We start from the raw sequence: 22,136 nt of genomic DNA on the forward strand, positions 1-22,136 counted from the left end.
CCTCCGATTCGCGCGGTCCCCCGCGCCCCTGGTCTGAGAGGTCACCCCTTCGTGACGAACATCCCCCTGGTCGACCTGCACGCTTCGCACGCCGAGATCGCCGACGAGGTCCGGGCGGGCTTCGACGCGGTGCTGGCGAGCGGGGCCTACATCAAGGGCCCCGACGTGGCCGCGTTCGAGCGGGAGTACGCGGCGTTCTCCGGCACCGGGCACGCGGTGGGGACGGCGAACGGCACCGACGCGCTGGAACTGGCGCTGCGGGCGCTGGAGCTGAAGCCGGGCGGCGGGGTGGTGCTGCCCGCGAACACCTTCGTGGCGACCGCCGAGGCGGTGGTCCGGGCCGGGCTGCGGCCGGTCCTGGTGGACGTGGACGAGGACCACCTGCTGATCGACGTCGAGCAGGCCGCCGCCCGGACCGGGCAGGCCGTCGCGCTGATGCCCGTCCACCTCAACGGCCAACTCGCCCCGATGGAGCACCTGCTGGAGATCGCCGACGGGCTGCCGGTGGTCGAGGACGGCGCCCAGTCGCAGGGCGCCACCCGGCACGGCCGGCCGTCCGGCAGCTGGGGGCGGATCTCGGCCACCAGCTTCTACCCCGGCAAGAACCTCGGCGCGTACGGCGACGCCGGCGCGGTGGTCACCGACGACGCCGAACTCGCCGACGCGGTGCGGCTGATCGGCGACCACGGCTCGGCCCGCAAGTACGTCCACGAGAAGTTCGGCTTCAACTCCCGGATGGACACCCTGCAGGCCGTGGTGCTGCGCGCCAAGCTCCGCCGGCTGCCCGGCTGGAACGAGCTCCGCCGGGCCGCCGCCGAACGCTACGACAAGCTGCTCGGCGGCCTGGACGGGATCACCCTGCCGCGCACCCTGCCCGGCAACGAGCACGTCTGGCACCTGTACGCGGTCCGGGTCGGGCACGGCCGCGACCGCGTGCTGGCCGCCCTCCAGGAGGCCGGGATCGGCGCCGGGGTGCACTACCCCGTCCCGGTGCACCTGCAGCCCGCGTTCCGCCACCTCGGCCATCCGGAAGGCGCTTTCCCGGTCACCGAGCGGGCCGCCGGACAACTGCTCACCCTGCCGCTGTTCCCGCAGCTCACCGAGGTCCAGCAGACCCGGGTCGCCGAGGCGCTGGCCGCCGCGCTGCGCACCCGCTGACCCGCGGCGACCGCCCGGCCGGGCCGCGTCCGGCCGGGCCCCCGGGCAGGGTGGGACCGTACCCCGAACGCGAACGGCCGTTGCCCTACGCTGGTCCCCGAGGAAATCGGCTTCTGCCAGTGGGGGACCACAGATGACGACAGGTCGGCCCGGCACCGCCGCCGCGCCCAACGCGGCCTACGCGGGCCAGGTGGTGCAGTTCCCGGACCCGGTCCGGGCCCAGCGGCACCCCGGGGGCGTGCGCGTCGACGAGAACGGCTACCCCGACTTCGCGCCGTACGCCGCCGCCGCGGCCGAGGTCGCCGACCCGCCGGCCGGCTTCGGCGTCGACGAACTGCGCCTGACCGACTACGTGTCGGCCAACGCCGCGCTCTACACCCAGGGCCACGAGCTCTGGGCCGACCTGGACACCGCCGTCGCCACCCCGCCCGGCTGGACCTGGCACCACGCGGTGGGCGGCGCCCCCGAGGGCTGGCGCCGGATGGAACTCGTCCCGGTCGAGGTCAAGGCGCTGCTGCGGCACCACGGCGGCCTGGCCCGCTCCACCGCCGACCACACCCGCCGCGGCACCCGCCCGCTCCAGGACCACCGCCCCGCGCACTTCGCGCTGGCCAAGGACGGCGGCGACCCGCTCGCCGTCACCGAGGACCTCGTCCAGCGCGCCGAGCAGCGCCTCGGCCACCCGCTGCCGACCGCCTACCGGGACTTCCTGAAGCTCGCCGGCGGCCGCGGCCCGGTCGGCGTCGCGCTCGACGTCGACCTCGGCCTGCTGGTCGACCAGCCGTTCCTCACCCTCAGCGAGGAGTACGGCACCGACGACCTGGTGTACGCCAACAAGTGCCTGCGCGACCACCTGCCCAAGGACCAGCTCGCCGTCGCCTACCTCCAGGGCGGCCTGCTGACCGTCAGGGTCCGCGGCGAGGGCACCGGCTCGGTCGGCTTCCTGCCCTACGACGACGCCCGCGACGACGGCTCCGAGGAACCCGTCGAACAGCGGGTGCAGCGCCTCCTGCTGCCCTGCGGCGACAGCTTCGACGCGTTCCTGCTGCGCCTCGCGGGCAGCCCCGCGGAGCTGGAGACCGTCGCCGAACTCATGGTGGACGGCGGCTTCGCCCGCGCCGTCCCGGTGAACTGACCGAAGGACAGGGGTGGGACGAGACGTGGTGACCACGTACGCGCAGGCGCAGGAGACCGCCGAGGACTGGATCAACGCCGGGGTGCCGCGCTCGCAGCACCGCGAGGTGAAGGTCCGCGAGTTCGACCTCGGCTACGTCTGCTGGGCCGTCGACGGCAGCGAGCACACCGGCGGCCCCGGCAGCTCGCCGCGCCTGGTGATCGCCCGGGACAGCGGCGCCAGCACGCTCTGGCCGCCGCTGCCGGTCAACGAGGTGGTGCGGCAGTACGAGGAGCTGTACGGCTCCGAGAGCGAGCCCAACCCGGCCGGCGCCGCCAAGCCGGTGCGCGGCGCCGTCGAGGCCACCTCCTTCCTGCTCAGCCCCCCGCAGTGGCTGCAGGAGGCCGGGGCCGCCGCGCTCGCGGCCGAGGCCGACCGCCTCGCCGCGCCCGCACCCGCCGCCGCGCCCGCTGCCGTGCCCGCGCCCGCTCCGGCGCCGCAGCCGCCGGTCCAGCAGCCGCCCGTTCAGCAGGCCGCGCCGCTGGAGCCCGGCGGTGAGGGCCCCAGCTACTTCACCGGCACGCCCGCCGCCGGACTGCCCGTCCCGCCGCCCGGCGCCCCCGGGGGCCGCGCCTTCCCCGGCTCCGAGGACGCCACCGTGCTCGCCCCCAACGCCGTCGTGCCGCCCCCCGCCGCGCCCGTGCCGCCCGGTGCCACCCGCCGTACCCCGGCCCCGGCGCGCCCGCCATGCCCCCGCCGCCCCGCCGCCGTACCTCCGGCCGCGCCCGCCGCCGGGCCCGGGGTCAACTACGCGGCGACCATGCTCGCCACCGACGGCCCGCCCGGCCTGATGGGCCTGCCCGGCGCCCCCGGCCCCGGCGCGCCCGTGCCGCCCGGGGTCCCCGGCGGCCCCGGCCCGCTCGGCCGCGGCGGCCCCGGCGCCCCGCCGCCGCCCCGCCGAACGAGCTGCTGCCCTCCACCGGCGGCCCCGCCCGCACTCCGGCGGCCGCAGCGGCCCGGGCGCGCCCCGCCGCCCCGCCGAACGACCTGCTGCCCTCCTACGACGGCCCCGCCCGCACTCCGGCGGCCGCGGCGGCCCGGCGCCCCGCCGCCCGCCCCCGCCGGGCTGCGCGCCGAGGGCGCCCGCCCGCCGCCCCGCGCCCGGGCCGCCGCCGTCGCCCACCAGGCCACCCAGCTGGCCCCGGCGATCGAGCTGCCGCCGGGCGCCACCCGCCGTTCCCGATGCAGGGCGGCCCCGGCCAGCCGTTCCCCGGCGCCCCGGCCCCGCAGGGCGCGCCGCCGTTCCAGGCCCCGCCGCCGTTCCCCGGCGCCCGCAGCCCGGCGGCTTCCCGCCCGGTGCGCCCGCGCCGGTGGCCCCGCCGCCGGCCGGCCCGCCCACGGTCGGCCCCGGCACCACCGCCGTGGTCAACTACCGGGGCCCCGACGGCTCCGAGCTGAGCATGGTGATGACCTCCGAGCTCGGCACCCCGCACCCCGAGTGGAAGGCGTTCCACGAGCTGCGCCGCCTGGGCGTGCCCGCCGACCAGGTGCTGGAGGTGCACACCGACCTGGAGCTGTGCGACCTGCCCGGCGGCTACTGCGCCCGGATGGTGCGGGCGTCCTGGCCGAACGCCCGGATCAGCCACACCGCCCCGTACGGGCGGGACGCCGCGGCCCGGCAGGCCGGCATGAACGTGCTCAGCGAGCACGTCGAGCAGATGCACCAGCTGGTGTCGGCGCCGCCGCGCCCGCGCACCGTCCGGGTGCCGCTGCCCGCGCCCGGCACCGTCCAGCAGTTGCCGCCCGCGCCGCCGCAGCAGCTCGCGGCGGAGTTCGGCAGCATGTTCGGCCCCTCGATGTTCCGGTTCGAGCAGCGCGCGGTGGCCCGCCAGGGCGTGCCGGAGCCGGTCGCCCAGACGCTGATGTGGGTCGGCCTGCCGCGCGAGTTCGCGCCGTTCTTCTGGGCCCAGGCCCAGGAGGGCCGCCCCATCCCGACGCTGGCCGAGCTGGCCGCCGAGCGCGGCCTGCCGTCCGGCCCGGACTTCGGCGGCTACCTGGTCCTCGGCAACGACTACGGCCGCCAGCTGTGCGTCCAGTACGGCACCGCCGCGGTGGTCGCCGTCGACCTGGAGAACCCGGCCGAGCCGCCGCGCTTCGTCAACACCGGCGTCCCCGAGTTCGTCGGCTGCCTGGTGGTGCTGGCCCGGATGTGGCGCCTGCGGCTCGGCCTCAACCCCGAGCAGGCCGGACGCTGGACCACCGACCTCCAGGCCCAGCTGATGGCGGTCGACCCGGCCGCCGTGCACACCCCCGAGAGCTGGTGGGCCGTCCTGGTCGAACAGCTCTGGGACGGCCTGCTCTAGCCCCGCGTCGCGCGGCCGGTTCCTCCGGCCGCGCGACGGCCCCTGTTTGGTTTGCGTTCGTATCTGCGCAAAATAGGTCAATGGGACGGTTCGCCCGACCCACCTGCACCAGGCAAACCCGGCGGGGCCGCGCAGCCCGCGAGCACGAGGAGAACAGCCGAAATGAGCGACGCCGTGTCCCAGTACGGCTTCACCCCGTCCCGGCGCGGCTACGCGCCCGACCAGGTCGACGCGGCCGTCACCGCGCTCAGCCGCGCCCGCGACGAGGCGTGGGAGCGGCTCAGCGTCCTGGGCGGGGGCCTGCGCGAGATGGAGAAGCGGCTCGCCGACATCAAGCAGGCCGCCGACGACGCCCCCGACCCGGACTTCGCCGAGCTCAGCGACCAGGCCGCCGTCCTGCTCGGCATCGCCCTCAACGAGGCCGACGCCATCCACGCCAAGGCCAAGCGCTCCGGCGAGGACGCCCGGGACGCCGCCCACGAGGCCGGCGAGGCCGCCGCCAAGGCGGCGAAGGACTTCGCCGCCAAGCTGCGCGAGGAGACCGACCAGTTCGTCCGCCGCACCGACGAGCGCAGCCGCGCCGAGGCCGAGCGCATCCGGTCCGAGGCCGACGCCGAGTCCCGCGCCGTCATCCACGCCGCGACCGGCCACGCCGCCCGGGTCCGGGTCGCCGCGGCCAACGCCTCCGAGCAGTCCGAGAGCACCCTCGCCGAGCGCCGCCGCAAGGCCGACGAGGACTTCGCCGCCGCCGAGACCGCCGCCGACGCCGCCGTGGCCAAGGTCACCGCCGCGGCCGACGCCCGGGTCAAGGAGGCCGAGCAGCACCGCGAGGCGATGCTGGACGAGGCCCGCCGCCTCGACGGCGACGCCCAGGCCAAGGCGGACGCGGCGCTCGCCGCCGCGCAGGAGAAGGCCGCCCGGATCAGGGCCGCCAGCGAGCGCGAGCAGGCCGACTTCACCAAGCGCCTCGACAAGGTCCAGACCCACCTCGACCACATCAAGGGCACCCTGGCCTCCCTCACCGGCGCGGCCGTCGGCGCCATCGAGGACCCGGAGGACGCCGCCGAGGCCGTCGCCGCCAAGAAGGCCGACCTCGCCAAGTCCCCGGCCGTCGACCAGCCCACCACCGTCCTGGGCCCGGTCAGGCCCAAGCAGGAGGACCCCCGCAAGCCGCACACCGCAGCGGCCCCGGCGGCTCCCGCGGCCCCGACGGCTCCCCCGGCCGACCTCAGCAAGGCCCCGCTGCCCCCGAAGCCGGCGACGAAGCCCGAGGCGAAGCCGGAACCGAAGCCGGAGACGAAGCCGGACGCCACGGTCGAGGAGCGCATCGTCCCCAAGATCGTCATCGTCGACGACGGCATCGACCACGACACCCGCCCGGACCGCAACCGCATCCAGCGCCGGGGCTGAGCTTCCCGGCCCGCAGGGGAACGGGCCCCGCCGTTCCCCGAGCCCCTGGCGGGCTCTCCTACAGCACCTCGACCGTCGCCCCCGTCAGGCGGCGGCGGCAGTCGAGGACGTAGCGGGCGTGGGTGGTGACGGCGTCGTAGTCGAACTCGTCGTGGTCGGCGAGCAGGACGACGGCGTCGGCGGCGGCCAGTTCCTCGGGGGTGGCCTCGACGCGGTGGACGGCGGCGAGCGGGCCGCCCTCGTGGGCGGCGGTGCGCTGGCCGGGGATGTGCGGTTCGGCGACGTGGACGCCGGCCACCACGTGCGGGTCCGCGGCGCGGACCTCCGCGCCCTGGCGGGTGAGCAGGTCGACGACCCGGGCCGCCGGGGTCTCCCGGGCGTCGCCGGTGTTGGCCTTGTAGGCGAGGCCCAGGACCAGCACGCGCGAGCCGTTCACGCTGCGGCGGCGCTGGTTGAGCGCCTCGGTGAGGCGGCGCACCACGTAGTCCGGCATGTGGCTGTTGACGTCGTTGGCGAGCTCGACGAACCGGAAGGACTGCCCGAGGGCGCGCTCGACCCGCCAGGACAGGTACGAGGGGTCGATCGGCAGGCAGTGCCCGCCCACGCCGGGGCCCGGGGTGAAGCGCAGGAAGCCGAAGGGCTTGGTGGAGGCCGCGTCGATGGCCTCCCAGACGTCGATGCCGAGGTCGTGGGCGAACATCGCGAGCTCGTTGACCAGGGCGATGTTGACGTGCCGGAAGGTGTTCTCCAGCAGCTTGGTCAGCTCGGCCTCCTTGCAGGAGGAGACCGGCACCGTCCGCTCGACCAACTCCCCGTAGAAGCCGCTGACGGCGGCCAGGCCCTCGGGGGTGGTGCCGGAGACGACCTTCGGGGTGTTCTCCAGCTTCCACACCGGGTTGCCCGGGTCGATCCGCTCGGGGCTGTAGCCGAGGTGGAAGTCGGCCCCGGCCCGCAGCCCGGAGCCCGACTCCAGCAGCGGGGCGAGCAGCTCCTCGGTGGTGCCCGGGTACGTGGTGGACTCCAGCACCACCGTCGCGCCGGGCTTCAGGTGCCGGCCCAGCAGCTTCGCGGACGCCTCGATGTACGAGAGGTCGGGCACCCCCTCGCGCAGCGGCGTCGGGACGGTGATCACCGCGACGTCGAACCCCGCGACGTCGGCGGGGTCGGCGGAGGGCAGGTACGCCCCGCTGTCGAGCAGCGGGCGCAGCCGCTCCCCGGGGATGTCCTCGACGTACGACTCGCCGACCGCGAGCCGCTTGATCCGGCGCTCGTCCACGTCGTACCCGACGACGCGGTGGCCCACCTCGGCGGCGCGAACCGCGAGCGGGAGTCCGACATAGCCCTGACCTGCGATGACGACGCGCATGACGAAGAAACCCCCTGGAAATGACCGGTGTCCCCACACCTTCTTCACACGAGGGTACGGAGCGGCGGCCTCCGCGCGGGCGGCTTCGCCCGAATCGATGCCGATGGGCCGACCGCGGCCGACCCGGCCCGACGGCCTCCGGACGGGCGCGTTTTCGGCGGCCCGGGCGCCGGGAACGCGCATCCCCCTCCCGGCGGTGCGGTCGGAGTTTCCCTCGGGGTGCCGTTCCGGTGCGTCCCACGGGTTCGGCGGGCGGCCGTGCTGTCGCCGGTTCGACCGGGCATTTCGCCGGGATTCCCCGAGGCCCCCGGAATCGGCCGCCGGAATTCCGGGAAATCCGTCGGCCGGACACCCGGACGCCGAGATCCGCGGCGCCCGCCCGGGAGCGGGCGCCGCGAGTCCCGGCGTGAGTGGCACGGGCGCCCCCACCCAGGGTCGCCCGGCCTTCGCACTCCCGACCCCCATCGAGGTGCGATCGCGCTTCCGCAGCCATCCCCCACGGTTGGATGCGGCCTGCGCTGACATCCATGGTGCGCGGCGACCATGGCCGCACAGTGACAGAAATGTGTCGACCGCATGATCTCTGGACGAGCCCGACCGGATACCGGTGAGTCCGGGCGGGGAGGGGCCCAAAGGGGCGGGGAGCACCCGGGGCGGGGGCGGCCGCGGGCCGTTGTGAGCGCCGCACCGCGTGCGCGGCGGCGGTGCGGCGTAGGCTGGACACCCCCCGGGGCGCACCGCGTTCCGGGCTGTCGCGCTGCCCGGCCGCCTCCTGCGCCGGGCCACTCCCCGTCGTGGAGAAACTGACGTATGAGCCTGTCCGGACTGCTCGATGTCGTCGTACGGGACGCCGCCCTCGCCGAGGCGATCGAGGCGGCGGCCACGGGGCACAGGCAGCACCTCGACCTGGTCGGCCCGCCCGCCGCCCGGCCGTTCGCGATCGCCGCGCTGGCCCGTTCGCTGGCCGCCCGCGGCGGCGAGGCGGGCCGGCCGGTGCTGGCCGTGACCGCCACCGGCCGGGAGGCCGAGGACCTCGCGGCGTCGCTGCGCTCGCTGCTGCCCCCCGACGCGGTCGCCGAGTTCCCGGCCTGGGAGACGCTGCCGCACGAGCGGCTCTCCCCGCGTTCCGACACGGTGGGCCGCCGGCTGGCCGTGCTGCGCCGGATCGTCCACCCGCGCGCCGACGACGCGGCCGCCGGGCCGGTGCAGGTGGTGGTGGCGCCGGTGCGCAGCGTGCTGCAGCCGCAGGTGAAGGGGCTGGCCGAGCTGGAGCCGGTGGCGCTGCGGCGCGGCGAGCAGCACGACCTGGGCGAGGTGTCCCGCAAGCTGGCGGCCGCCGCCTACGCCCGGGTCGAACTGGTCGAGAAACGCGGCGAGTTCGCGGTGCGCGGCGGCATCCTGGACGTCTTCCCGCCGACCGAGGAGCACCCGCTGCGGGTGGAGTTCTGGGGCGACGACGTCGAGGAGATCCGCTACTTCAAGGTCGCCGACCAGCGGTCGCTGGAGATCGCCGAGCACGGCCTGTGGGCGCCGCCCTGCCGGGAGCTGCTGCTGACCGACGAGGTGCGGGCGAAGGCCGCCGCCCTGGCCGCCGACCACCCCGAGCTGGGCGAGATCCTGGACAAGATCGCCCAGGGCATCGCGGTCGAGGGCATGGAGTCGCTGGCCCCGGTGCTGGTGGACGACATGGAACTGCTGCTGGACGTGCTGCCGGCCGGTTCGATCGCCGTGGTGTGCGACCCGGAGCGGGTCCGCACCCGGGCCGCCGACCTGGTGGCCACCAGCCAGGAGTTCCTGGCCGCGTCCTGGGTGGCCGCGGCGGCGGGCGCCGACCGCCCGATCGACCTGGAGGCGATCGACGTCTCGGCCGCCTCGCTGTGGTCGCTGGCGGACGTCCGCGAGCACGCCGCCGGGATCGGCCTGCCGTGGTGGTCGGTCAGCCCGTTCGCCACCAGCGACTCCACCGTGAACGACGTCCTCGCCCGCGGCGGGGCCGCCGGTTGGCAGGGCGATGCGGACACCCTGACCCTGGGCATGCACGCCGTCGAGGCCTACCGCGGCGACACCGCGCGGGCGATCGCCGACGCCCGGGAGCGGCTGGCCGCCGACTGGCGGGTGGTGATGGTCACCGAGGGCCACGGCCCGGCGTCCCGACTGGCCGAGGTGCTCGGCAACGAGGGCATCGCGGCCCGGCTGGTCGCCGACCTCGCCGAGGCCCCGACCCGGGACGTGGTGTACGTCTCCTGCGGCTCGATCGAGCACGGCTTCGTGGACGAGGAGTTGAAGCTCACCGTCGTCACCGAGACCGACCTGTCCGGCCAGCGGTCCTCCACCAAGGACATGCGCCGGATGCCGTCCCGCCGCCGCAACGCGATCGACCCGCTGGCGCTGGCGGCCGGCGACTACGTGGTGCACGAGCAGCACGGCGTCGGCCGGTACGTGGAGATGGTGCAGCGCACCGTGCAGGGCGCCACCCGCGAGTACCTGGTGCTGGAGTACGCGCCCGCCAAGCGCGGCCACCCCGGCGACCGGCTGTTCGTGCCGACCGACCAGCTCGACCAGGTCACCAAGTACGTGGGCGGCGAGGCGCCGACGCTGCACCGCCTGGGCGGCGCGGACTGGGCGAAGACCAAGCAGCGGGCCAAGAAGGCGGTCAAGGAGATCGCCGCCGACCTGATCAAGCTGTACTCGGCCCGGATGGCGGCCCCCGGCCACGCCTTCGGCCCGGACACCCCGTGGCAGCGCGAGCTGGAGGACGCCTTCCCGTACGCGGAGACGCCCGACCAGCTGACCACCATCGGCGAGGTCAAGGCGGACATGGAGAAGTCCGTCCCGATGGACCGGCTGATCTGCGGCGACGTCGGCTACGGCAAGACCGAGATCGCCGTGAGAGCCGCCTTCAAGGCCGTCCAGGACGGCAAGCAGGTGGCGGTGCTGGTGCCGACCACGCTGCTGGTGCAGCAGCACTTCTCGACCTTCGCCGAGCGGTACGCGAACTTCCCGGTCACCGTGAAGGCGCTGTCCCGGTTCCAGACCGACACCGAGGCGAAGGCGGTGCTGGAGGGCCTGTTCGAGGGCTCGGTGGACGTGGTGATCGGCACCCACCGGCTGTTCTCCTCGGAGACCAGGTTCAAGGACCTGGGCCTGGTGATCGTCGACGAGGAGCAGCGCTTCGGCGTCGAGCACAAGGAGCAGCTGAAGAAGCTGCGGGCCAACGTGGACGTGCTGACCATGTCCGCGACCCCGATCCCGCGCACCCTGGAGATGGCGGTCACCGGCATCCGCGAGATGTCCACCATCACCACCCCGCCGGAGGAGCGGCACCCGGTGCTGACCTTCGTCGGCCCGTACGACGAGAAGCAGATCGCCGCCGCGGTCCGCCGCGAACTCCTGCGCGAGGGCCAGGTGTTCTACATCCACAACCGGGTCGAGTCGATCGACAAGGCGGCGGCCCGGCTGAAGGACCTGGTGCCGGAGGCCCGGGTGGCGACCGCGCACGGGCAGATGGGGGAGACCCAGCTGGAGAAGGTCGTCGTCGACTTCTGGGAGAAGGAGTTCGACGTCCTGGTGTCCACCACCATCGTCGAGTCCGGCATCGACATCTCCAACGCCAACACCCTGATCGTGGAGCGCGGCGACACCTTCGGCCTGTCCCAGCTGCACCAGCTGCGCGGCCGGGTCGGCCGCGGCCGCGAGCGCGGCTACGCGTACATGCTGTACCCGCCGGAGAAGCCGCTCACCGAGACCGCGCACGAGCGCCTGGCCACCATCGCCCAGCACACCGAGATGGGCGCGGGCATGTACGTGGCGATGAAGGACCTGGAGATCCGCGGCGCCGGCAACCTGCTGGGCGGCGAGCAGTCCGGGCACATCGCGGGCGTCGGCTTCGACCTCTACATGCGGATGGTCGGCGAGGCGGTCGCCGAGTTCCGCGAGTCGCTGGAGGGCGGCGGCGGGGAGCCGGAGGAGGAGCCGCTGGAGGTGAAGATCGAGCTGCCGGTGGACGCGCACGTCCCGCACGACTACGCGCCGGGGGAGCGGCTGCGCCTCCAGGCGTACCGCTCGATCGCGGCGGTCAACGCCGAGGAGGACATCGCGCAGGTCCGCGAGGAGCTCACCGACCGCTACGGCAAGCTGCCCGAGCCGGTGGAGAACCTGCTGCTGGTGGCGGGGCTGCGGCTGTTCGCCCGGCGCTGCGGCATCGGCGACATCACGCTGCAGGGCTCCTTCGTCCGGTTCGGGCCGGTCGAGCTGCGGGAGTCCCAGCAGCTGCGGCTGAACCGGCTCTACCCGCGCACCCAGGTCAAGTCCGCCGCCCGGCAGCTGCTGGTGCCGCGGCCGGGCAGCGGCGGCCGGATCGGCGGCAAGCCGCTGGTCGGGCGGGAGCTGCTGTCCTGGTGCGCCGAGTTCCTGAGCACCATGTTCGAGGACCTCAAGCGGTAGCGGGCACGGCCGCGCACCCGTCAGCGGGGGCGCCGGAGGGCGGCAGGCGGGCGCCCCCCGGCGCCCCGTCCGCGTTCCGGCGCCCCCCGGCGGCCCGGGTCACGCCAGCTTCCACTGGCCCGACTGCTCGGCGAAGCCGCTGTTCAGGGCGTACTGGACCTTGTCGGGCTTGGCGTCGGCCGGGATCTCGAAGGTGACGAAGCCGAGGCTGCTGTCCCCGGGGGCGATGTTCACCGAGCCGGGGAACTCCGGGCCGGCCTTGGTCTCCGCGAAGGTCGAGGTGAAGCTCTGGCCCTGGGCGTCGATCAGCTTGGCACCGGTCGCCGGGGTGTCCGTGTAGGCGGCGGAGCCGGTCGCCTTGATCCGGAACTGGACCGAGACGTAGCGCTTGCCCTCGGCGGGCTGGAGGTACTCGTTCGAGCTCTCCGCCGGGTCCACCACCTTCACCAGGGTGACGTCCGCGGTGTCCTTCTTCTCCAGGCCGGTCAGCGCGATGGTGTCGCCGACCTTCGCCACCGCCGGGGCCCCGGCGCCGCCCGACTCCGGCGCGGCGGCCGGGGCGGACGCCTCGCCGCCGGTCGCGGCGGGTGCGGCGGCGCTGCTCTTGGGCGCGGTGGCGACGCTGCTGTCGGTCGGGCCGCAGGCGGTGGCCGCGGCGGCGAGCAGGGCGGTGCCGAGCAGGACGGCGGCGGTGCGACGGGTGCGGATGCGGACGGACATGGCGGTTCCCCCCAGGGAGGTCTGCGGCGGCCGGCGGTTCCGGCGACGGCCCTACTGAACCACTCTGCTGTGAACAGTGTCAATTGCGATTCACCAAACCTCTCCGTTCACCTGTGAACGATTCGGAGGAGTGGAGTTGCTATGCTGCGTGGCCACGCCCGCCGCCGCGAAGGAGACCGCAGATGCCGGACCGCCCCGAGGTCACGGCCGCCGAGATCGCCCGGCTGGCCGGCGTCGGCCGGGCCGCGGTCTCCAACTGGCGCCGCCGCCACCCGGACTTCCCGAAACCCGCCGGCGGCACCGAGACCAGCCCCGCCTTCCGCCTCGACCAGGTCGAGCAGTGGCTCCGCGCCCAGGGCAAACTCGCCGAACTCCCGCTGCTGGAACGGGTCTGGCGCCAGCTGGAGACACTCCGCGACCCCGCCGGACCGGCCGCCGCCCCCCTGGTCACGGCCGGCGCCGTCCTGCTGCTGCTGCACCGCGACCCGGCCGCCCGCGCCGACCTCGACCGGCAGCCCGACACCCGGCTCGCCACCGCCCTCCCCAAGGCCCTGCGCCGCACCGCCGCCGCCACCCTCGGCCCGGACGCCCCCGCCGCCCTCGACCTGCCGCTGATCGCCGGGGCCACCCACCTCGACCTGGCCCGCCTGCTGGCCCGCCTCACCGCCGACACCGCCCCCGCCGACGCGTACGGGCAACTGCTCACCCGGTACGCCGAGGCCAACCCCCGGGTCCAGCCGCCGCTCCCGGCCGACACCGCCGCCCTGCTCACCGCCCTCGCCCTGTCCGGCCCCGACGACGCCCCGGGCCCGGACGCCGCCCGCACGCTGCTCGACCCGGCCTGCGGCACCGGCGGCACCCTGCTGGCCGCCCCCGGCACCGAACGCCTCGGCCAGGAGGGCGACCCCGCGCTGGCCGGCGTCGCCCTGCTCCGCCTCGCCCTGGCCGCCCCGCCGACGCGCCGGGACCGCTCCCGCTGGACGTCCGCGCCGGCGACGCGCTGCGCGCCGACGCCTTCCCCGGCCGCACCGCCGACGCGGTGGTCTGCCGCCCGCCCTACAACGAGCGCGACTGGGGCCACGACCAGCTCCAGTACGACTCGCGCTGGCCCGGCCGGCTCGTCCCGCCGCGCGGCGAGTCCGAACTCGCCTGGGTGCTGCACTGCCTGGCGCACACCCGCCCCGGCGGCACCGCCGTCCTGCTGCTCCCGCCGACCGTCGCCTCCCGCCGGGCCGGCCGCCGGGTGCGGGCCGAACTCGTCCGCTCCGGCGCCCTGCGCGCCGTGGCCGCGCTGCCCGCCGGCACCGCCCCGCCGTACGGGGTGCCGCTGCACGTGTGGGTGCTGCGCGGACCGGAACCCGGCGACGGGTTCCGGCACGTCCTGCTGCTGGACGCCGCCGCCGACGGCGGCCCCGACCGGGCCGCGCCGACCGACGCCGTGCGGGCCGCCTGGCAGGAGTTCGACACCGCCGCCCGCACCGGCGCCCCGCTGCCCGCCGACCGCCCCGGTCGCTCCCGCGCCGTCCCCGCGATCGACCTGCTGGACGACGAGACCGACCTCACCCCGGCCCGCCACCTGCCCGCCGCCCCCGCCGGGGCCGCCCCCGACCTGCTCGCCGGACTGCGCGAGCGGCTCACCGCCGAACTCGCCCGGCTGGCCGACCTGGACACCGCGCTGCCCGCCGTCACCACCGCCGCCGACGCCCCGCCGCCGCAGGTCAGCATCGGCGAACTCGCCCGCGCCGGCGCCCTGGAGGTGCACTCCTCCGGCCAGGGCGCCCCCGCCCGGCCCGGCGGCCGCACCCCGCTGCTCACCGACCAGGACCTCCAGGCCGCCGTCCCGCCGAGCGCCGCCACCGACGCCGGGGACGTCCTGACGGTCCGTCACGGGGACGTGCTGGTCCCGGCCCTGGGCGACGAGGGCGCCCGCGCCGTGCACCCCGGCAGCCCCTACGCCGGGGCCGCCCTCGGCCCCCGGCTGCACCTGCTGCGGCCCGACCCCGAGCTGCTCGACCCCGACTTCCTGGCCGGCCAGCTGCGCGCCACCGGCGCCGGACGGCGGGCCAGCAGCTACGCGTCCACCACCAGCCGGCTGGACATCCGCCGGGTCGAGCTGCCGCGCGTCCCGATCGAACGGCAGCGCCGCCTCGGCGCCGCGTTCCGCCGGATCGCCGCCTACGAGAGCGCCCTCGCCGCCGCCACCGCCGAGGCCCGCACCCTGACCAGGGCGCTCACCGACACGCTCGCCGCCGGGGCCACCGAACCGGCCTGACGGCGCGTCGGCCCGCAACGGGACGGCAACGGGCTCCCGGCCGGTCGGTCCGGGCCGGTACCGTGTGCGCAGCACGTACCGCCGCCGCCGAGGAGCCACCATGCCCGCCCGCGCCGTCCCGTACCGGAAAGGGCTGACGGCGCTGCTCGCCCTGATACCGGTGCTGACCCTCGGACTGCTCGGCATGGTGCCGTCGATGGTGCTGGCCGTCGACCGGCGCCGGACGGCGGACAAGGTCGGCGCGGCGGTGTTCGGCCTGATGCAGGTCGCGCTGTTCATCTCGCTCGGGCTGACCCCGAACGGCGAGCCGATCGACAACCTGACCGCCGGGCTGCTCCTGCTGCCGCTCTTCCTCGCCACCCCCGTGCACTTCCTGCTGATGAACCGGCGCGAGCAGTGGCCCGCCACCGCCCCGGCCCGCTACCCCCAGCCGTACGGGTACGCCTACCCGCAGCCCGGATATCCGCAGGCCGGGTACCCGACCGCCGGGTACCCGCAGCCCGCCCACCCCGCCGGGCCGTACCCGGCCGTGCAGCCCCAGCTGCCCGTGCAGCCCCACCCGGCCGCCGCGCCCACCGTGCCCGCGATGCCCGCGGCCCACGCCGCGCCCGCGGCCCACGTCGCGCCCGCGGCCCCGACCGGGGCCGCCGAACTGCGCGAACTCGGCGAACTGCTGCGCCGGCAGGCCGGGGACGGGCCGCAGTGAGCCGGGTCGTCGGCGAGCGCTACCTGCTCGACGAGAAGATCGGGCACGGCGGGATGGGCCAGGTCTGGTCCGCCCACGACCAGCGGCTGGAGCGGCAGGTCGCGGTGAAGCTGCTGCGCACCGACGCGCTGCCCCGCCCCGCCGGGCGCGGCGACAGCCAGGCCGACCTGCTGCGCCGGCGCTTCCTGCGCGAGTGCCGGATCGGCGCCGGGCTCGACCACCCCGGGCTGGTCACCGTCTACGACGCGGGCACCGACGGCGAGGAGCTGTACCTGGTGATGCAGCGCGTCCCCGGCCTCAGCCTGGCCGACCTGGTCGCCGAGGAGGGCCCGCTGCCCGTCGACCGGGCCGCCGCCGTCGCCGGACAGCTGTGCGCCGCGCTCGCCGCCGTGCACGGCGCCCAGGTGGTCCACCGGGACCTCAAGCCGAGCAACGTGATGATCCGCCCGGACGGCCGGGCGATCCTGCTCGACCTCGGCATCGCCACCGCCCTCGACCCCGGTGCCACCCGGCTCACCCTCACCGGCAGCCCGATCGGCAGCCCCGCCTACATGGCCCCCGAACAGGCCATGGCCGCCCGGGCCGACGGCCGCAGCGACCTGTACGCGCTCGGCTGCATGCTGCACGAGATGCTCGCCGGCGAACCGCCCTTCCCCGCCCCCACCGCGCTCGCCGTGCTGCGCCGCCAGGTCGACGACCCGCCCGTCCCGCTGCGCCGGCTGCGCGCCGAGGTGCCCGCCGCCCTGGAGTCGCTCGTCCTGCGGCTGCTGGCCAAGCGCCCCGAGGAGCGGCCCGCCGACGCCGTCGAGGTGCACGCCGTGCTGCTGCCGATGCTGCCCGCCGCCACCGGCCGGGTCCGCACCCGGCTGCCCGCCGTCCCCGACCCCGGCGACCCCTACCGCTACCCCCACCACCCGCAGCCCACCGCCGCCCCCGTCCTCGCGGCGTTCCAAACCCCGCCCGCCGTGCCGCCGACCCCCGCCCCGGCCGTCGCACCCCCGGCCGCGCCCGGCACCGAGACGCTCGGCGCGGCCTGCGCCCGGCTCTCCGACCTGGTCGAGTCCGGACGCCACACCGAGGTGCTCGACCTGTCCGCCCGGCTGCTGCCCCGGGCCGCCGCCGAACAGGGCGAGGACGCGCCGCTGGTGCGCACCGTGCGCGCGATCCGGGCCCGTACCCTGCTCGCCGAACAGCGCTGGGCCGAGGCCCTGCCCGAACTGCGCCGACTCGCCGCCGGGGCCGCGCCCCACGACCCCGCCGCGCTCGACCACCGCCGGCACGCCGCCCGCTGCCTCGACCACCTCGGCCTGGCCGCCGAGGCGCTCGCCGAGTACCGTGCCGTCCTCGCCGCCCTCCCGCCCGGCTCCCCGCACGCCGTCGAGGTCCGCGAACGCACCGGCCTGCTGCTCGCCGCCACCGGCCGGCCCGAGGAGGGCTGGCACGCCCTGCTCGAACTCCTCCTGGAGACCGAGCGCCGGTACGGCCCGCACCACCCCGACGTCCGCCGGCTGCGCTCCCACCTCGAACGGCTCGGCCGCCATCGCACCACCACCAACCCCTACGCGACGTAGCGCCGCGCCGGACGGCGGCGGGGGTCTGGCCCTCGGGGTCGGCGGTCAATAGTGTTCGTCCCAGCCACGTACGCAGAGCACCACCGGACCGCGCTCCACCGCCCAGGAGGCCCCAGTGATCCGCACCAGCTCCGCCCGCCGACTGCGCGCCGCACTCGGCACCGCGGTCGCCGCCGCCGCGCTCGCCGCCTGCGGCGGCGCCCCGGCCCACCAGGGGGCGGCCGCCGTGGTCGGCAGCGACCGGATCAGCATCGCCCAGGTCGAGGCCCGGGTCGCCGCCGTCCGGGACGGCGCCGCGCAGGCGGGCGCCGCCGCCGAGGAGCAGCCGGGCCTGGCCCGGCACGCCGTCTCCGACCTGATCCTCGGCAAGGTCGTCGCCCGCGCCCTGGCGGACCACCGGATCACCGTCAGCCAGTCCGAGGTCGACCAGGCCAGGTCCGCGGACGCGCGCACGGTCGGCAGCGACACCAAGCTCGCCGAACTGCTGCGCGCCAAGCAGGGCGTCCCGTCCGGCGACGTCGACGGCTTCTACCGCCAGCAGATCGGCCTGGTGAAGCTGGCCGCCGGCCAGGACCCGAACAGCCCCGCCGGTGACGCCGCCATCCGCAAGGCCCTGGTCGACGCGGGCACCGCCCTGCACATCGAGGTCAACCCGCGCTACGGCAGCTGGGACACCGCCCGGATCAGCCTCACCGGCAGCACCGAGAACTGGCTCCCGGCGGCGAGCACCCAGGCCCTGTGACCGCGGCCCGCTAGCCCTGCGCGGGCTCCGGGCCGTCCCCGGGCGCTCCTCGGCCGGACGAGTGAGCGCCCGTGCGCGTCGGACGTGTCCGCCGGACGAAGGGCGACGGGCCGGTGAGGCTGGGTTCCCTGCCCAGCCCGCCGCACCGGTTGCGAGGTCGTCCGTGGTCCAGCGCCGTCCACCCCTGCCGAGGAGGCTGCGCGCCCTGTGCGCGGTGCTGCCCGCCGCCGGACTGCTCGTCCCGCTCGCCGCGGCCCCCGCCGTGCCCGCGACCCTGCGCGGGGCGGGCGTCCAGCGGCCGAGCGGGCCGGACCCGGCGGTGCCCGGCCACCTGACGACGGCCGCAGGTTCGGAATCGGCCTGCGACCCGGGCGGCGGCCCGCCCTGCACCGGCGCCGAGGGCGGCGGCGACGACCGCACCGCGTACGGGCCGAGCGCCCCGAACGCGTCCGGCGACGCCGTCTCCTACCGGGTCACCGTCCCCCCGCCGCCACCGTCCGCGAGCCCCGCGCCGGACCTGAGCGGCACCCCGCAGCCGGTGCCCGGTTCCGGCGCTGGCGGTCGGCTCCCCGAGACCGGGAGCGCCGGGGCCCTCCCGCTGATCGGCCTGGCCGCCCTCGGCTGCCTCCTGGCCGGTCTGATGGCCCTGGCGACCAGGACCCGCCGCCGCCGCTGACCCGGATCGGATCCGGGCCGAGACCGAACCGGGCGGGCGGGCGCGACCGTCCGGCCGCGCCCGCCCGCCCGTCACCACCGGCCCCGCCCGCTCAGCTCGCCCGGGCCGCCGGGGCGGGGTGCCGGGCGGCGTGCGCCAGGAGCGCCAGTTGGATCCGGTTGGTGGCGCCGGTCTTGGCCCGGATCCGGCGCAGGTAGGTGTCGACCGTGTGCGGGCTGAGCTGCAGGCGGCGGGCGATCGCCGCGTAGGTGGCGCCGTGGGTGAGCAGCTCCAGCACCTGGTGCTCGCGTCGGCTGAGGCCCTCGGTCGGGTCCGGGGCGGGGCGGGGCGGAACGGCCGGCATCTGCGGTCCCTTCATCGGTGCGGGCGGAGAGGGGGGGAAGCGAGGAGGAGGGCGGCTCAGCTCAGCGGTCGGCACAGCGGCAGGTCGCAGCTGCCCCAGGAGGTGTCGCCCGAGGGCGCCGCCCCGGCCACCGTGACGGCCGTGGCCGACCGGCCGTCCGCAGCCGACCAGGGCGCGGCACCGGCCAGGGCGGCGAGCAGACCGGCGACGGCGAGGATGCGAGCGAACCGCTTCATGGCAGGGTCCTCCTGAGGGTGGGAAGGGGGTCGTCGGCGCCCGGGTCCCGGTCGGAGCACCGGCGCCTGGGAACCAGCATGGGCACCCGCAGGCGTCCGAGCCATTGCACGGCCACCTCACCAACTGCTCTGGCAGCAAGATGACCTGGGGACGGAAATGGACCTAATAGCCCAAACCCCACCGCTCGAAGCCGAGTTCACCCCCGACCCGGTCGACGCCGCGGCCTACTGCTGGGTGCTGGAACACGGCCGGCTCGACCCGGCGGCCCTCGCCGGGCACCTCCGGGAGCGCGGGCTGGACCCGGCCGCCGCCCCCGACGCGCTGCGCCGCCTCGCCGACTGGCGACTGATCCACCCGGACCCGGCCGACCCCGGCCGCGGCCACGCGCTGCCCCCGCAGAGCGCGATCACCGCGCTGGCCGCCCCCGTCGAGGCCGAGATCCAGCGCAGCCGCGCCGAACTCGCCCACCGCCAGGCCCTGGTGGCCGCGTTCCTGCCCCACCACCGGCAGGCCGGCCCGGGCGCGGTGGACGGCTCCGGCGCGATCGAGGTGATCGCCGACCTCCCCGGCGTGCAGGCCGCCCTGGAACGGGCCTCCGCCGCCTGCCGCAGCGAGGTGCTCACCATCCAGCCCGGCGGCAGCTCCCGGGTCCCCGCCGCGATGGAGGCCGGACTGCTCCGGGACCGCGCCCTGCTGGGCCGCGGCGTGCGGATCCGCACCCTCTACCACCACACCGCGCGCTTCCACGGCCCCAGCCAGGCGTACGCCGAGGCCGCCACCGCGCTCGGCGCCGAGTACCGCACCTCGCACGAGCTGTTCGGCCGGCTGATCGCCTTCGACCGCGAACTCGCCTTCCTGCCGCTCAGCGACGGCTCCCCGGGCGCCCTGGTGGTCCGTCAGGAGGCCCTGCTCGCCTACCTGTGCGACATCTTCGAGCAGACCTGGACGCTCGCCCGGCCGTTCGCCGCCGCCGCCGAGGACGGCCTCGAACAGGTCTCCCAGGAACTCGACCGCACCATCGTCCGGATGCTCGCCGCCGGGCTCAAGGACGAGGCGATCGCCCGCCGCCTGGGCATGTCGCTGCGCACCGCCCGCCGCCACATCGCCGACATCATGGACGAGTTGGGCGCCGAGAGCCGCTTCCAGGCCGGGGTCGCCGCCGCCCGGGCCGGCCTGCTCGACGACTGATCCGCCGCCCCGCCGTCCGCACTCCGCCGCCCCCGCCGTCCACGCCCCGCCGTGTCACGCGACCCCGGGACCGCCGGGCCGGGACCGACTGTCCGTGACTGTCCGCCGGGCGCGCCGCGCCGCACCATTGTTCTCAGCGGGGCACACCGGGCCCCACCGGGACGGCGGAAGGGAGGCGAACGCGATGCAGTGGGAACCGGAGGGGGCGAGAGCGGCCGACCCGGCCCGCGAGGTCGCCGCCTTCCTGCGCCGCCGGCTCGGCGGCGGACCGGCCCTGCTGTGGACCGAGGACGACCACCCGGACGGCGAGCCGTCCGGTGCCGCCCCGGCGTCCGGAGCGGCCCGCTGGGCCGACGCCCTGCGCCGGCTCCTCGGCCGGCCCGTGGAACCCGCCGGTGAACTCACCCCGGGGGAGGGCAGCGCCCTGCTGCTCTTCCAACTCCACGGCGCCTGCCAGGTCCGGTCCACCCCCGGGAGCGACCGGGGCCTGCGACTGCGCCCCGGCCAGTGGCTGCTGCTGCCCCCCGGCCGCGGCTGCCACCTCACCTGCCGGCCCGGCGCCGAACCGCTGGCCCTGCGCATCCCGACCGCCTGACCGCACCATCCCGGTCCGCGCCGGGGCACCGCCTGCCCGTCGCCGACCGAAAAATCCCTTTCACCCCTTTCATCGAAGGAGTTCCGTCATGGGCATCACCACCACCGAGTCCACCTCGAAGTTCGCCGCGCTCGCCCGCCAGGCCGCCCTGTCGGTGGCGGTGGCCGCCGCCGTGGGCGGTGCGGTGTTCGCACCGGCCGCCGCCGCGCAGGCCGCCGAGGCCGGGACGGTCAGCGCCGGCCACGCCACCCCGAACGGCTGCGGCGAGTGCTACCCGGACGTCATCTGATCCCGGTCCACCCCGCGGGGCGCCGGACCGCACCGCCCACCGCACCGGAGAGGAACCCACGGCCATGGACTGGCTGGCACGCTGCGTCGACGACCCCGAGACCTTCCTGCGCGCGCACTGGCGCCGGGGCCCGGTCCTGCTCCGCCCCGCCGACCCGCCCACCGAACTGCTCACCGTGCACGGCCTGTTCGACCTCGTCGACGGGGGAACCCTGCGCAGCCCCTACGCCGGCCTGTTCACCGCGGAGGGCACCGTCCCCGAGGCCGACTACTGCCCGCCGCGGATCGTCGCCGGCCGCGCCCTGGACGGCTGCCCCGACCCGGAGCGGGTCCGCGCCCTGATCCGCGACCACGACGCCACCCTGCAACTGCGCTACCTCAACCACTGGCACCCGGGCGTCCGCGCGCTGACCACCGGCCTGTCCGAGAGCCTGGGCCGGCTCACCGAGGCGTTCCTGTTCTACTCCCAGCCGGGCCGGCACGGCCCGGTCCACCGCGACGAGGGCGACATCCTGGTCATCCAGCTCAGCGGCACCAAGCACTGGCAGGTGTACGCGGGCCCGACCGACCCGGGCTGGCAGCCGGTCCGCGAGGACGACCCGGGCCCGTGCCTGCTGGAGACCGAGGTGCACCCCGGCGAGGTGCTGTACGTCCCCAACGGGTACGCCCACACCGCCCGGGCCACCGGGGACGGCCCGTCCCTGCACCTGACCGTCGCGCTGCGCGAGGCCGGCGCCGTCCACCTGCGCGCCCAGCTGCGCCGGCTGCTCTCCGCCGGGCTGGAACTGCCCGCCCGCCCGATCGACGAGGACGGCCTGCTGCGCACCGGCGCCGACCTGCTGGACCACCTGCGGGCCAGGCTGGCCGCCACCACCCCCGGGGAGCTGGTCGCCGCCGCCCGCCGGTCCGCCCACAGCAGCCGCCCCACCGCCTGAGAGGAGAAC

At 76.5% G+C, this 22,136-nt stretch carries 20 protein-coding genes; 14 read left to right on the top strand and 6 right to left on the bottom strand.

Annotation, left to right across the window (positions count from 1 at the left end; all coding sequences use genetic code 11):
• The first annotated feature begins 51 nt into the window (after positions 1-51).
• Both HUT16_RS21460 and HUT16_RS21465 read left to right on the top strand, forming a co-directional pair.
• Complete coding sequence (locus HUT16_RS21460; protein WP_176189734.1) at positions 52-1,158, top strand: DegT/DnrJ/EryC1/StrS aminotransferase family protein; 1,107 nt, start codon at positions 52-54, stop codon at positions 1,156-1,158.
• A 133-nt stretch (positions 1,159-1,291) separates the two neighbouring features.
• On the top strand, positions 1,292-2,293 hold the full coding sequence (locus HUT16_RS21465; RefSeq protein WP_176189735.1) for an SMI1/KNR4 family protein: 1,002 nt from the start codon (positions 1,292-1,294) through the stop codon (positions 2,291-2,293).
• 132 nt (positions 2,294-2,425) lie between these two features.
• Here the strand turns inward: HUT16_RS21465 and HUT16_RS38400 are convergent, their stop codons facing one another.
• Positions 2,426-2,638 (bottom strand): hypothetical protein, encoded by a 213-nt coding sequence (locus HUT16_RS38400; protein WP_254897922.1) that lies wholly within the window; start codon positions 2,636-2,638, stop codon positions 2,426-2,428.
• Positions 2,639-3,642: 1,004 nt separating this feature from the next.
• On the opposite strand from HUT16_RS38400, the gene HUT16_RS38410 reads away from it, so the two are divergent.
• Both HUT16_RS38410 and HUT16_RS21475 read left to right on the top strand, forming a co-directional pair.
• Complete coding sequence (locus tag HUT16_RS38410) at positions 3,643-4,635, top strand: SUKH-4 family immunity protein (RefSeq protein ID WP_254898339.1); 993 nt, start codon at positions 3,643-3,645, stop codon at positions 4,633-4,635.
• A gap of 162 nt (positions 4,636-4,797) precedes the next feature.
• Positions 4,798-6,045 (top strand): hypothetical protein, encoded by a 1,248-nt coding sequence (locus tag HUT16_RS21475; RefSeq protein ID WP_176189736.1) that lies wholly within the window; start codon positions 4,798-4,800, stop codon positions 6,043-6,045.
• A 58-nt stretch (positions 6,046-6,103) separates the two neighbouring features.
• Here HUT16_RS21475 and HUT16_RS21480 read toward each other — a convergent pair whose 3' ends face one another.
• Positions 6,104-7,411, bottom strand: a complete 1,308-nt coding sequence (locus tag HUT16_RS21480) for a nucleotide sugar dehydrogenase (RefSeq protein ID WP_176189737.1) — start codon at positions 7,409-7,411, stop codon at positions 6,104-6,106.
• A gap of 810 nt (positions 7,412-8,221) precedes the next feature.
• Between HUT16_RS21480 and mfd the strand changes: the two genes are divergently transcribed.
• Positions 8,222-11,854, top strand: coding sequence for a transcription-repair coupling factor (mfd, locus tag HUT16_RS21485; RefSeq protein ID WP_176189738.1), 3,633 nt, complete (start codon positions 8,222-8,224; stop codon positions 11,852-11,854).
• A gap of 99 nt (positions 11,855-11,953) precedes the next feature.
• Here the strand turns inward: mfd and HUT16_RS21490 are convergent, their stop codons facing one another.
• Positions 11,954-12,574 carry a DUF4352 domain-containing protein gene (locus tag HUT16_RS21490; RefSeq protein WP_176189739.1) on the bottom strand — a complete coding sequence of 207 codons (621 nt, stop codon included), beginning with the start codon at positions 12,572-12,574 and terminating at the stop codon, positions 11,954-11,956.
• Between the two features lie 107 nt (positions 12,575-12,681).
• Positions 12,682-13,272 (bottom strand): hypothetical protein, encoded by a 591-nt coding sequence (locus tag HUT16_RS38415; RefSeq protein WP_254897923.1) that lies wholly within the window; start codon positions 13,270-13,272, stop codon positions 12,682-12,684.
• Between the two features lie 341 nt (positions 13,273-13,613).
• Between HUT16_RS38415 and HUT16_RS38420 the strand changes: the two genes are divergently transcribed.
• The 5 genes from HUT16_RS38420 to HUT16_RS21515 all read left to right on the top strand — a co-directional run bounded on the left by HUT16_RS38420 (position 13,614) and on the right by HUT16_RS21515 (position 18,541).
• Positions 13,614-14,846: an N-6 DNA methylase gene (locus tag HUT16_RS38420; RefSeq protein ID WP_254897924.1), complete on the top strand. Its 1,233-nt coding sequence runs from the start codon at positions 13,614-13,616 to the stop codon at positions 14,844-14,846.
• 100 nt (positions 14,847-14,946) lie between these two features.
• Positions 14,947-15,552 (top strand): hypothetical protein, encoded by a 606-nt coding sequence (locus tag HUT16_RS21500; RefSeq protein ID WP_176189741.1) that lies wholly within the window; start codon positions 14,947-14,949, stop codon positions 15,550-15,552.
• A complete protein-coding gene (locus HUT16_RS21505) occupies positions 15,549-17,123 on the top strand; it encodes a serine/threonine-protein kinase (RefSeq protein WP_303392087.1) in 1,575 nt (524 codons plus the stop codon). The genes HUT16_RS21500 and HUT16_RS21505 overlap by 4 nt, the downstream gene beginning before the upstream one ends.
• Before the next feature lie 115 nt (positions 17,124-17,238).
• Entirely contained in the window at positions 17,239-17,865 is a 627-nt protein-coding gene (locus HUT16_RS21510) for a SurA N-terminal domain-containing protein (protein WP_176189742.1), read from the top strand.
• Between the two features lie 163 nt (positions 17,866-18,028).
• Entirely contained in the window at positions 18,029-18,541 is a 513-nt protein-coding gene (locus HUT16_RS21515; protein ID WP_176189743.1) for a hypothetical protein, read from the top strand.
• 91 nt (positions 18,542-18,632) lie between these two features.
• Here HUT16_RS21515 and HUT16_RS21520 read toward each other — a convergent pair whose 3' ends face one another.
• A complete protein-coding gene (locus HUT16_RS21520; RefSeq protein ID WP_176189744.1) occupies positions 18,633-18,884 on the bottom strand; it encodes a response regulator transcription factor in 252 nt (83 codons plus the stop codon).
• 56 nt (positions 18,885-18,940) lie between these two features.
• A complete protein-coding gene (locus tag HUT16_RS21525; protein WP_176189745.1) occupies positions 18,941-19,120 on the bottom strand; it encodes a hypothetical protein in 180 nt (59 codons plus the stop codon).
• A gap of 157 nt (positions 19,121-19,277) precedes the next feature.
• Here HUT16_RS21525 and HUT16_RS21530 point away from each other — a divergent pair, with 157 nt between their 5' ends.
• From HUT16_RS21530 to HUT16_RS21545, 4 genes are all read left to right on the top strand, one after another.
• Entirely contained in the window at positions 19,278-20,309 is a 1,032-nt protein-coding gene (locus HUT16_RS21530; protein WP_176189746.1) for a LuxR C-terminal-related transcriptional regulator, read from the top strand.
• 184 nt (positions 20,310-20,493) lie between these two features.
• Positions 20,494-20,904 (top strand): hypothetical protein, encoded by a 411-nt coding sequence (locus HUT16_RS21535; protein WP_176189747.1) that lies wholly within the window; start codon positions 20,494-20,496, stop codon positions 20,902-20,904.
• A gap of 88 nt (positions 20,905-20,992) precedes the next feature.
• Complete coding sequence (locus HUT16_RS21540) at positions 20,993-21,193, top strand: hypothetical protein (RefSeq protein ID WP_176189748.1); 201 nt, start codon at positions 20,993-20,995, stop codon at positions 21,191-21,193.
• Between the two features lie 64 nt (positions 21,194-21,257).
• Positions 21,258-22,127, top strand: coding sequence for a cupin domain-containing protein (locus HUT16_RS21545; protein WP_176189749.1), 870 nt, complete (start codon positions 21,258-21,260; stop codon positions 22,125-22,127).
• The last annotated feature ends 9 nt before the right edge of the window (positions 22,128-22,136 follow it).

Source organism: Kitasatospora sp. NA04385 (genome assembly GCF_013364235.1).
Classification (GTDB): Bacteria; Actinomycetota; Actinomycetes; order Streptomycetales; family Streptomycetaceae; genus Kitasatospora.